Genomic DNA, 9,672 nt, shown 5'->3' with positions numbered 1-9,672 from the left:
ACCGTCACCACGCCACTAGAGGACGAAGATCAACCGGCCAGGCCTCGGGACGAGGTAATTGGCATCGATTTTTGACACGCTGTTGAGTTCTCAAGAATCGGACACACACCATCAACCACCTCAACGAGGAGACCTCCGGGGCAACCCTTCAAACTTACCCGCCTCAAGCTTGGGAGTCAAACCCGCGAACCGTCCTTCAGGACGACCGGATCCGACCCGCTTGGTGTCAGCGGTCCTGCTCTCCAAGACTACCCGATCGGGTCGGGCACCTCAGACGTTCCGTCACCCCCGGGACCGGCCTGCTTCGCGTCGCGATCTCTCGCTCGGCGGTGGTGTCCGGTGCTCCCTGTCGGGCTGACGAAGAGAACATTAACCCGGCCCTCCGGGGAAACACAAATCCGCACCACCACGGCCGTCCGTTCCACCATGAAGGGGCGGATCCCGTTGTCGCGCAACGGAATCCGCCCCTCCAGGCAGTTGCATACGCGCAGTTCGAGCCCAGCTCGGGCTCAGCCCGGTACCCGACCCGCGCAGGGTCTCAGGCGCGTCGTGCCGCCGCCAGGTTGCGTCGACCCCGCTTGATGACGGCGACGCTGCCGTGCAGGAAGTCTCCCTCCCCCAGCACCTGCTCCGGGTCGGTCACCTTGACGTTGTTGAGCGAGGCTCCGCCGTCACCGATCGCACGCCTCGCCGCGTTGCGCGAGTCGACGAGCCCGACCGCCACGAGTGCGTCGACGACCGACGTCCCCACGGACACGGGAGCGCCGGGCAGCTCCGCCGTGGCGTCCGTCAGGGTCGCCGCGTCCAGACCGGTCAGGTCGCCCCTGCCGAAGAGCGCCTCGGACGCCGCCTGGACCGATGCCGTGGCGGCGGCTCCGTGGACGAGAGTCGTGACGTCGGCGGCCAGCGCCTTCTGCGCCGCACGGCGGAACGGCTCCTCCGCCACCTGCCGCTCGAGCTCGGTGATCTCCTCGCGGGACCGGTCCGAGAGCGCCTTGAGCATGCTGATGACCGAGGCGTCCTCGACGTTGAGGAAGTACTGGTAGAAGACGTACGGGCTCGTCATGTCGGCGCTCAGCCACACCGCGTTGCCCTCCGACTTGCCGAACTTGCGGCCCGTCGAGTCGACGAGCAGCGGCGTCGCGAGCGCGTGCACCGACGTGCCCTCGACCCGGTGGACGAGGTCGACGCCGGCGGTGATGTTGCCCCACTGGTCGCTGCCACCGATCTGGAGGGTGCAGCCTCGGCTCCGGTGCAGCTCGAGGTAGTCGAGCGCCTGGAGCATCTGGTAGCTGAACTCCGTGTAGGAGATCCCCTGGTCGCTCTCGAGCCGGCGCGCCACGGCCTCCTTGCGGATCATCTGGTTGACGCGGAAGTGGCGCCCGACGTCACGCAGGAAGTCGAGCGCGCTCATCGGCGCCGTCCAGTCGAGGTTGTTGACGAGGACCGCGGCGTTCTCGCCCTCGAAGTCGAGCAGCGGCCCGACGAGCTGCTGGATCCGGCTCACCGCGGACGCGATGGTGTCCTTGTCCTGCAGCACGCGCTCCGCGTCGGGCTTCGGGTCGCCGATGAGTCCGGTGGAGCCCCCGACGAGACAGATGACGTGGTGCCCGGCAGCCTGCATCCGTCGCATGACCGACAGCTGGACGAAGTTGCCGAAGTGCAACGACGGCGCACTCGGGTCGAAGCCGCAATACAGCGTGAGCGGTCCCTCCGCGAGTGCTTCGCGCAGCGCCGCCTCGTCGGTGGTCTGTGCCACCAGGCCGCGCCACTGCAGCTCGTCGAAGATGTCCGTCACGGGTATCGGTGTCCTCTCGTTCCGGCGGGCTCCCTGCCCACCGGCACACAGCCTGCCGTATGCCGCTGCGCCCCGGCCACCGAGTACCGCCGGGTCCCGCATGGCGGGCGTCACGAGCGGCGTCGGACCACCCCGGGACGGTACGGCGAGACGGTCGGCTCCGCGTCGATCCAGAAGCGCCACGGGTAGGCCGCGCCGTCGCCACCGGGGCCGCTCACGCCCACGCGCGGACCGGAGCGCACGACTTTCCCGTCTGCGGGGTCGCCGCCGCCAAGAGTGAGCTCCGAGCCGGCCGCGCACACGTCGACACCGGAGAGGATCCCGGTGACCGCCAGCGCGGTGGTCAGCCGGCCCGGGCCCCGGCACCAGTCGCGCTCACGCACGCCCGACCGGCGCCCGGCGGCGACGTCGTGACCGGCGACCACCTCACCGGCACGGAGCAGGACCACCTCGGGGACACCGTCGGCGCCGGTGACGACGCAGAGCATCCAGTGGTGGCCGTAGGTGAAGTAGACGAAGGCGTGCCCGGGCGGCCCGAAGACCGGTGCGTTGTGACGAGTCGGCCGACTGAGCACGCGTGACGCGGGGTCGGCGAGACCGGCATACGCCTCCGTCTCGGTGACGCGCACCGTGACCCCGCCGTGGTGGACGTGCCGCCCGAGCAGGTCGGCGGCCACGTCGAGAACCGGCCTCGCGAAGAACGACCGCGGCAGCCGCCTCACCCGCGTCGGCGCCGCACGACGCCGGGGCGGTAGGTCGAGACGTTCGGGTCGCCGTCGACCCAGAAGCGCCACGGGAAGACCGAGCCGTCACCCCCCGGGCCGCTGACGCCGACGCGGGGACCGACGCCGACGCGCTCGGGAGGAGTCCGCTCGCCCTCGGACACGACGAGGTCGATCGGCTCCCCCACCGCGGGTCGGCAGAAGTCGAGCCCGGTGTGCTCCTTGGTCATCGCGAGCGCCTGCCCGAGCCGACCCGGACCGCGTGCCCAGTCGCGCTCGCGGACCGGCCCTCGCCGGGAGCGGACGAGGTCGTGGCCGGCGACGACCTCACCGGCCCGCACGAGCACGGCCGAAGCCGCTCCCTCCTCGCCGACGACGAGGTTGACGCACCAGTGGTGGCCGTAGGTGAAGTAGACGTAGGTGAACCCGGGCGGTCCGAACATGGGCTGCGTGCGCGGCGTCTCACCGCGATAGGCGTGCGACCCGGGGTCGAGCGTGCCGGCATAAGCCTCGAGCTCGGTGAGGCGCAGCACGACGCCGCCGAACGCCAGGTGCCGCCCGAGCAGGTCAGGCGCGACCTCGACGGACGGCCTGGCGAAGAACGAGCGCGGCAGGCGGGTGTCGTCGGGGCTCACCGACGACACGCTAACGGCAGGGTCGGACGGCGGGGTCAGACCGTCGCCGAGGTCCACGTCCGGGCGTCGGCGAGACGCTCGCGCGCGAGCACCAGCTGCTCGGTGACCCGGACCGGCGCGGTGCCGCCCTGGGCGTCCCGCGAGGCCAGCGAACCCTCGACCGAGAGGACCGACCGCACGTCGGGAGTCAGGTGCTCGCTGATCCGGGCGAAGTCCTCGTCGGTGAGGTCCCACAGCTCGATGCCACGCGGCTCGCACTCGCGCACGCACGCGCCGGCCACCTCGTGAGCGACGCGGAACGGGACGCCCTGGCGCACGAGCCACTCGGCGATGTCGGTCGCCAGGGCAAAGCCCTGCGGCGCGAGGGACGCGAGGCGCTCGGTGTCGAAGACGAGGGTGTCGACCATGCCCGAGAACGCGGGCAGCAGGACCTCGAGCGTGTCGACGGCGTCGAAGACCGGCTCCTTGTCCTCCTGGAGGTCACGGTTGTAGGCGAGCGGCAGCGCCTTGAGGGTCGTCAGCAGCCCGGCGAGGTCGCCCACGAGACGGCCGGCCTTGCCGCGGGCCAGCTCGGCCACGTCGGGGTTCTTCTTCTGCGGCATGATGCTTGACCCCGTCGAGTACGAGTCGTGCAGCGTGACGAAGGAGAACTCCTTGGTCGCCCAGATGACGACCTCCTCGGCGATGCGGGAGATGTCGACCGCCGTCATCGCCGAGACGAACGAGAACTCGGCCACGAAGTCGCGCGAGGCGGTGCCGTCGATGGAGTTCTCGACGGCGTGGGCGAAACCGAGGTCGTGGGCCACCGCCTCGGGGTCCAGCCCGAGCGAGGAGCCGGCGAGGGCGCCGGACCCGTAGGGCGAGGCGTTCGCCCGGACGTCCCAGTCGCGCAGCCGGTCGACATCGCGCAGCAACGCCCACGCGTGGGCCAGGAGGTGGTGCGACAGGAGGACCGGCTGGGCGTGCTGCAGGTGCGTGCGCCCCGGCATGGCGACGCCGAGGTGGCGGTCGGCCTGCGACACGAGGGCGTCGACGACGTCGAGGACGAGGCCTCCGACGACGCGGGCGTGCTCGCGCAGGTACATCCGGAAGAGCGTCGCCACCTGGTCGTTGCGGGACCGGCCGGCGCGCAGCCGCCCGCCGACGTCGGTGCCGACGCGCTCGATGAGGCCGCGCTCGAGCGCGGTGTGGACGTCCTCGTCGTCCTCGGCGGGCGTGAAGGCGCCCGACACGACGTCGGCCTCGAGCCGGTCCAGGCCGTCGAGCATCGCCTGGAGGTGCTCGTCGGAGAGCAGCCCGGCCGAGTGGAGCACGCGGGCGTGGGCACGGGACCCGGCGATGTCGTGCGGCGCGAGGCGCCAGTCGAAGTGGGTGCTCTTGGACAACGCCGCGAGGGCCTGGTCGGGACCGCCGGCGAAACGCCCGCCCCAGAGGCTCACGCGCTCGGCCGGCGCGGTCGCGGAGACCGGCGCACCCTCCGCCCCCTCGGGACCGTCGGTGGAGCTCGGCTGGGTGGGGTCGGTCATCGCGGGGTTCTCCTCGTGGGTGGTCGTAGTCGGTGCCGGCACCTGCTGACGGCTGTCGGCCGGTGCCGAAGGTCTCAGTCTCGCGTGCCCGCGAGAGCCTGCAGCCGCTCGGCCACGGCGCTCGCCTGCTCGGCGCTGCCGGTGACGAGCAGGATCGTGTCGTCGCCGGCGATCGTGCCGACCACCTCGGGGTCGCGGGTCTGGTCGATGGCCGAGGCGAGGTAGTTGGCCGCGCCCGGAGGGGTGCGCAGCACGACGAGGTTGACGGCGGCCGCGGCCGACACGAGCAGCTCCTCGCACGTGCGGCGAAGGCGTGCCGAGGCGGCGTCACCGATGGACCCGACGGCGGCCACCTCACCGCCCTCCCCCGGGACGGCATACGCGAGGGCGCGTCCGCGCCTCACCTTGACGGCACCGAGCTCGACGAGGTCACGCGAGAGCGTCGCCTGGGTCACCTCGGTGCCCTCGGCGGCAAGGAGGTCGGACAGCTCACCCTGGCTGTGCACCTCGTGGGCCCCGAGCAGCTCGACGATGCGGCGCTGGCGCTGGGTCCGGCTCACGGCGTCGCCTCCCCCGCCGCACGAGCGGCGTCGAGGATGCCCGGGAGGGCGTCGAGGAAGCCCTGGAGCTCCTCCGCCGAGATGACGAGCGGCGGCGCCAGGCGCAGTGCTGTCGGCGTCACGGCGTTGACGATGAAGCCCGCGTCGCGGGCGGCGGCCATGACCGCCGGAGCAGGTATGCCGTCCAGCTCGATGGCCCGCAGCAGGCCCCGTCCGCGCGTGCCGCTCACGCCCTCGACCCGGACGTCGTCCAGCAGCGCCGCGACCTCGCGGACGTGCTCGAGCAGGTGGTCGCGCTCGATGGTGTCGAGGACGGCGAGGCCCGCCGCGCACGCGAGCGGGTTGCCGCCGAAGGTCGTGCCGTGCTGGCCGGCAGTGAGCAGCGCGGTGACATCGGGACCGAAGGTGACGAGCGCGCCGATCGGCACGCCACCGCCGAGGCCCTTGGCCAGCGTCATGGCGTCCGGGAGGATGCCCGCCTGCTGGTGCGCGAACCAATCGCCGGTGCGGCCGATGCCGGTCTGGATCTCGTCGACGACGAGCAGCGCGCCGTGCGCGGAGGTCACCTCGCGGGCGAGGCGCAGGTAGTCGACGGACAGCTCGCGGACGCCTGCCTCCCCCTGGACCGGCTCGACGAAGACCGCGGCAGTCGTGTCGTCGACGGCCCCGCGCAGGGCGTCCGCGTCGTTCGGCGGGACGAAGACGACCTCGGGGATGAGCGGCTCGAAGGGCTCGCGGTAGGCGGCCTTGTGGGTCAGGGCCAGGGCGCCCGTGGACCGCCCGTGGAACGACCCCTCGAGCGCGACGATGCGGGTGTGGCCCGTGCGCCGCGAGAGCTTGATCGCGGCCTCGGTGGCCTCGGTGCCGGAGTTGGCGAAGAAGACGCCGGAGCCCTCGGGCGCCGAGGAGACGGCGAGGATGCGCTCGGCGAGAGCGATCGCGGGCTCGGAGGTGAAGAAGTTGGACACGTGGATGGCCGACTCGGCCTGCTTCGTCACGGCCTGCACGAGCGCCGGGTGGCCGTGGCCGAGCGCGTTGACGGCGATGCCGGACAGCAGGTCGAGGTAGCGCTTGCCGTCGACGTCGGTCACCCAGCAGCCGTGCCCGGAGGCGAGGACGAGCTGCGGCGTGCCGAAGACCTGGACCATCGCGCCGGCGTAGCGGCCGAGCAGGTCGCTGCCGGCGGTCATGACTCCTCCTGGGGCGTCGCGGGTGAGGCAGGGGTGCGGGGCACCGACGGCTCGGACCCGGTGATGTCGGGCAGGACCATCGTGCCGATCCCCTCGTCGGTGAAGATCTCGAGCAGGATCGAGTGCGGCTTGCGGCCGTCGACGACGTGCGTCTGGGGCACGCCCCCCTCGACGGCGCGGATGCACGCCTCGAGCTTGGGCACCATGCCGTGGTCGACGCGCGAGAGCAGCTCCCGCGCCGCGCTGACCGTGATGGTCGAGAGCAGCGACCCACGGTCGGGCCAGTCGGCGTAGATGCCCTCGACGTCGGTGAGGACGACGAGCTTCTCGGCACCGAGAGCGACGGCGATCGCGGCCGCCGCGGTGTCGGCGTTGACGTTGAGCACCTGGCCCTCGACGTCGAGGTCCGGCGCCACGGTGGAGACGACGGGCACGCGCCCGGCGTCGAGGATGTCGATGATCGCGGACGGGTTGACGCTCTCGACGTCGCCGACGAGCCCGAGGTCGACCTCCTCGCCGTCGACGACGGTGCCGCGGCGGCGCGCGCCGAGCAGGGCCGCGTCCTCGCCGGACAGGCCGACCGCGATGGGCCCGTGCTGGTTGAGCAGGCCGACGAGCTCGCGACCCACCTGGCCGGTCAGCACCATCCGCACGACGTCCATGACCTCGGGCGTCGTGACGCGCAGGCCGCCCTTGAACTCGCTCTCGAGCCCGACCCGCTCGAGCATCGCCTTGATCTGGGGCCCTCCGCCGTGCACGACGACGGGGCGCAGGCCGGCATACCGGAGGAACGCGATGTCCTCGGCGAAGGCCGCCTTGAGCGCGTCGTCGACCATGGCGTTGCCGCCGTACTTGACGACGACGAGCGCTCCGCGGAAGCGCTCGAGCCACGGCAGGGCCTCGACGAGCGTCGCGGCCTTGCCCGCGGCGACGCGGATGGCCGCGGCGTCGATGAGGCCGCGCAGGTCGGCGGCCGAGTCGGTCCGGGTGCTCGGGCTGCTCATGTGCTGTAGGCCGAGTTCTCGTGGACGTAGTCGTGGGTCAGGTCGTTGGTCCAGATCGTCGCGGCCTCGGGGCCGGCGTGCAGGTCGACGAGGACGTGGACCTCACGCGGGGCGAGGTCGACGAGGGTGCGGTCCTCCCCGACCCCACCGGCGCGGCACACCTGGACGCCGTTCATCGACACGTCGAGAGTCGCCGGGTCGAAGGCGGCCTGCGTCGTACCGACGGCCGCGAGCACGCGCCCCCAGTTGGGGTCGTTGCCGAAGATCGCGCACTTGAAGAGGTTGTTGCGGGCCACCGACCGCGCCACCTCGAGGGCGTCGGCGACGCTCGCCGCGCCGACGACCTCGATGGCGATGTCGTGCGCCGCGCCCTCGGCGTCGGCGATGAGCTGCCGGGCGAGGTCGGAGCACACGGCCCTGAGGCCCTCGGTGAGCTCGTCCCGCTCGGCGGCGACGCCCGAGGCCCCCGAGGCGAGGACGACGACGGTGTCGTTGGTCGACATGCACGCGTCGGAGTCGATGCGGTCGAAGGAGACGGACGTCGCGTCCCGCAGGGCGGCGTCGAGGTCTCGCTGGTCGACGACGGCGTCGGTCGTCACGACGACGAGCATCGTCGCCAGCGCCGGGGCGAGCATGCCGGCGCCCTTGGCCATGCCGGACACCGACCAGCCGGTGCCCTCGTGCGTCGACACCTTGTGCACCGTGTCGGTCGTCTTGATCGCGACAGCGGCCGCCTCGTGGCCCTCCGCGGACAGGGCGGTGGCGGCGGCGTCGACACCGGCGAGGACCTTGTCCATCGGGAGCAGCTCACCGATGAGGCCGGTCGAGCAGACGACGACGTCACCCGCCGAGACACCGAGCACCGCAGCCACGTGCTCGGCGGTGCGATGGGTGTCGAGGAAGCCCTGGGCTCCGGTGCAGGCGTTGGCGCCCCCGGAGTTGAGGACGACCGCGTCGACCCGGCCGTCGGCGACGACCTGGCGCGACCACGTGACCGGCGCGGCCTCGACGCGGTTGGTCGTGAAGACGGCCGCCGCGTGGCGGTCCGGCCCGTCGTTGACGACGAGGGCGAGGTCGGGGGTGCCGCTCGCCTTGAGGCCGGCGGTGACGCCCGCGGCGCGGAAGCCCGCGGGCAGGTGGACGGTCGGGTGGACGGGCGGGTGGCCACTCACGGGGCGACTCCTGCGATCGGCAGGCCCAGGGTCTCCTCGAGACCCAGGGCGAGGTTGGCGCACTGCACGGCCGCGCCGGCAGTGCCCTTGGTGAGGTTGTCGATGGCCGACACCACGACGACGCGACCGAGCCGCTCGTCCACGGTCACCTGCAGCTGCACGTGGTTGCTGCCCACGACCGAGGCCGTGGCGGGCCAGGAGCCCTCGGGCAGGAGGTGGACGAAGGGCTCGTCGACGTAGGCCGTCTCCCAGGCCGCACGGACGGACGCCGGGTCGGTGCCCGGCCGCAGACGGGCTGTGCACGTCGCGAGGATGCCGCGCGGCATCGGTGCCAGCGTCGGCGTGAACGAGACCGTGACGGGCTCGCCCGCTGCGCGGGAGAGGTTCTGCTCGATCTCCGGGGTGTGCCGGTGGCCGCCACCGACGCCGTAGGGAGACATCGAGCCCATCACCTCGCTGCCGAGCAGGTGCGGCTTGAGCGACTTGCCGGCACCGGACGTCCCCGAGGCGGCCACGACGACGACGTCCTCGGGCTCGAGCAGACCGGACGCGAAGCCGGGCGCCAGCGCGAGCGAGATGCCCGTCGGGTAGCAGCCCGGCACGGCGATCCGGCGTGCCCCGGCGAGGCGTTCGCGTTGCACGGAGCCCGCCGGTCCGGGGAGCTCCGGGAGGCCGTAGGGCCAGGAGCCGGCATACGCCGTGTCGTAGAAGGTGGCCCAGGCCGACTCGGACTCGAGCCGGAAGTCGGCCCCGCAGTCGATGACGACGACCGAGTCGGGCAGCTGGGCGGCCAACGCGCCCGAGTGGCCGTGCGGCAGCGCGAGGAAGACGACGTCGTGACCGGACAGCGTCTCGACGCTGGTCGCCTCGAGCACGCGGTCCGCGAGAGGGACCAGGTGCGGGTGGACGCCCCCGAGTCGTTCACCCGCACTGCTGGCCGCCGTGACGGCGCCGACCTCGAACTGCGGGTGGGCGAGCAGCAGCCGGAGGATCTCTCCTCCGGCGTAGCCGCTCGCCCCCGCCACTGCTGCCCTGATCACGATGCATGACTATACACGAGCATGC

9 protein-coding genes are annotated in these 9,672 nt (G+C 72.5%); all 9 read right to left on the bottom strand.

The features are described from left to right. Positions 1-538 precede the first annotated feature (538 nt). The 9 genes from tyrS to argC all read right to left on the bottom strand — a co-directional run bounded on the left by tyrS (position 539) and on the right by argC (position 9,647). Complete coding sequence (gene tyrS, locus H283_RS0116895) at positions 539-1,798, bottom strand: tyrosine--tRNA ligase (RefSeq protein ID WP_020144709.1); 1,260 nt, start codon at positions 1,796-1,798, stop codon at positions 539-541. A gap of 110 nt (positions 1,799-1,908) precedes the next feature. Further along, the gene (locus H283_RS0116890) at positions 1,909-2,520 is read right to left on the bottom strand and encodes a DNA-3-methyladenine glycosylase (RefSeq protein WP_020144708.1); all 612 of its coding nucleotides are present in this window, start codon (positions 2,518-2,520) and stop codon (positions 1,909-1,911) included. Continuing rightward, positions 2,517-3,155, bottom strand: a complete 639-nt coding sequence (locus tag H283_RS0116885; RefSeq protein WP_028785680.1) for a DNA-3-methyladenine glycosylase — start codon at positions 3,153-3,155, stop codon at positions 2,517-2,519. Before H283_RS0116885 ends, H283_RS0116890 begins: the two co-directional genes overlap by 4 nt. Positions 3,156-3,190: 35 nt before the next feature. Further along, positions 3,191-4,681, bottom strand: coding sequence for an argininosuccinate lyase (gene argH, locus H283_RS0116880; RefSeq protein ID WP_020144706.1), 1,491 nt, complete (start codon positions 4,679-4,681; stop codon positions 3,191-3,193). A gap of 74 nt (positions 4,682-4,755) precedes the next feature. Then, positions 4,756-5,241, bottom strand: coding sequence for an arginine repressor (argR, locus tag H283_RS0116875; protein WP_020144705.1), 486 nt, complete (start codon positions 5,239-5,241; stop codon positions 4,756-4,758). Next, positions 5,238-6,431: an acetylornithine transaminase gene (locus H283_RS0116870; protein WP_020144704.1), complete on the bottom strand. Its 1,194-nt coding sequence runs from the start codon at positions 6,429-6,431 to the stop codon at positions 5,238-5,240. Before H283_RS0116870 ends, argR begins: the two co-directional genes overlap by 4 nt. After that, positions 6,428-7,435, bottom strand: a complete 1,008-nt coding sequence (gene argB / locus H283_RS0116865; RefSeq protein ID WP_020144703.1) for an acetylglutamate kinase — start codon at positions 7,433-7,435, stop codon at positions 6,428-6,430. The genes H283_RS0116870 and argB overlap by 4 nt, the downstream gene beginning before the upstream one ends. Next, the gene (argJ, locus tag H283_RS0116860; RefSeq protein ID WP_020144702.1) at positions 7,432-8,607 is read right to left on the bottom strand and encodes a bifunctional glutamate N-acetyltransferase/amino-acid acetyltransferase ArgJ; all 1,176 of its coding nucleotides are present in this window, start codon (positions 8,605-8,607) and stop codon (positions 7,432-7,434) included. The genes argB and argJ overlap by 4 nt, the downstream gene beginning before the upstream one ends. Continuing rightward, positions 8,604-9,647: an N-acetyl-gamma-glutamyl-phosphate reductase gene (argC, locus tag H283_RS0116855; RefSeq protein ID WP_043649780.1), complete on the bottom strand. Its 1,044-nt coding sequence runs from the start codon at positions 9,645-9,647 to the stop codon at positions 8,604-8,606. Before argC ends, argJ begins: the two co-directional genes overlap by 4 nt. Positions 9,648-9,672: the final 25 nt, after the last annotated feature.

The sequence above is a fragment of the Terracoccus sp. 273MFTsu3.1 genome, from assembly GCF_000383675.1.
Taxonomy (GTDB): domain Bacteria; phylum Actinomycetota; class Actinomycetes; order Actinomycetales; family Dermatophilaceae; genus Terrabacter.
The sequence above is the reverse complement of the archived record's forward strand: the minus strand, read 5'-3'. Positions and strand labels throughout refer to the sequence as shown.

What these genes read in the sequence shown, in the direction of transcription:
- argH (WP_020144706.1), bottom strand. Translation starts at nt 4,681, where the DNA reads ATGACCGACCCCACCCAGCCGAGCTCCACCGACGGTCCCGAGGGGGCG.
- H283_RS0116870 (WP_020144704.1), bottom strand. Translation starts at nt 6,431, where the DNA reads ATGACCGCCGGCAGCGACCTGCTCGGCCGCTACGCCGGCGCGATGGTC.
- argB (WP_020144703.1), bottom strand. Translation starts at nt 7,435, where the DNA reads ATGAGCAGCCCGAGCACCCGGACCGACTCGGCCGCCGACCTGCGCGGC.